At 68.4% G+C, this 1,400-nt stretch carries 1 protein-coding gene; it reads left to right on the top strand.

The features are described 5' to 3' along the window. The coding region (locus B0W80_RS34015) for a DUF6531 domain-containing protein (RefSeq protein ID WP_143684922.1) at window positions 1–1,400 on the top strand (1,400 nt) is incomplete at both ends.

The following is a 1,400-nucleotide window of genomic DNA, read 5'->3' as shown; positions in this document are numbered from 1 at the left end:
GCGTCGGTTTGCAGGCGCATTGCTCACGCTGCGCTGCTGATCAGCGTCCTGCTCTCTCAATGGCTGGCCGTCCTGCCAGCCCACGCCGAGATCGGCCCCGTCACCGAGTCCGAATCCAGGCGCTGCGGCCTCAGCGCCTACTCGGCGCCGATGGACTGCTCCAGCTACGAGGCGGTCTTCGCCACCGTGGATGCCTTCTGCAAGCAGTGGCAGAACATGGAGGCCTACCTTGCGTATTCCGACTCCGGCGCCAACAACGGCGGCCTTCTCCAGTACGACTACTACAAGATCAACTGCAGGAACACGCGCAACCCGCCCGGGCAGAACTCCGGCTGGGAAGGCGGCTACCTCGGCATCGAGCGAACCGCGCAGTGCCCCAGCGGCTCCGGCTGGAAGCTCAGCATACCGGCGAGGGTCTGCGAGCGGCCCGACATCCCCCAGAGCTGCCGCATCGACGAAGCAGGCGCCAGCACCCCTCATCCGATCCTGCCCGCCACCGCCGAGAAGTACCGCCACGAGCTCGACTGGCGCGACAGCGGCCCCGCGCCCCTGTCCTTGTCGAGGACCTATCGAAGCGTGTGGGCCGGCGACCCCAGGCGACCCGACACCGGCCTCGGCGAGGTCTGGACCCACAACCACAGCGCACGCCTGAGGGCGATTCCAGCCGGCGCACCGCACACCGTCGCCATCACGTTGCCCGATGGCCAGCTTCGCACCTTCATGAAGGCGCCCGGCGCAGCACTCTGGACCACCGGCGACAGCGCCGACACCTTGGCGTCCCTTGCATCGGGGGCCTGGACCTACCGGCGCGCCGAGGACGACGCCGTCTTCCAGTTCGATGCTGGTGGCAAGTTGCAATCCCGCACCGATCGCAACGGCTGGGCCACGAGCTACAGCTACGACGCGTCGAAGCGGCTGGCCAGCGTCACCAATGCCTTCGGTCGTACTCTCGCCTTCGCCTACAACGGCGCGGGCCAACTCGCCACCGTCACCACTCCGGATGGACGGGTCATCGGCTATACCTTCGATGCCGCAGGCCGGCTGTCCTCGGTCGCGTACCCCGACGGCAAGAGCCGCAGCTTCGCCTACGAGAACGCGGCCTACCCGCAGGCGCTGAGCGGCATCAGCGATGAGAACGGCATGCGCTGGGGCAGCTTCGCCTACGACGGCCAGGGCCGTGCCGTCGGCACGGAGCTCGCCGGTGGCGTCGATCGATACCAGGTCAACTACCTGTCGCCCAGCACGGCGGCCATCGTCGACCCGCTCGGCACCAGCCGCAGCTACGGCTACGGCAGCAAGGCCGGCAAGCTCGCCGTGACCTCGGGCTCGCTGCCTGCGGGCGAAGGCGAATCCGATGCGGCCTCTCGCACCCAGGACGCCAACGGCCTGATCACGAGCGA

The sequence above is a fragment of the Variovorax sp. KK3 genome (assembly GCF_001984055.1).
Taxonomy (GTDB): Bacteria; Pseudomonadota; Gammaproteobacteria; order Burkholderiales; family Burkholderiaceae_C; genus Variovorax.
The sequence above is the reverse complement of the archived record's forward strand: the minus strand, read 5'-3'. Positions and strand labels throughout refer to the sequence as shown.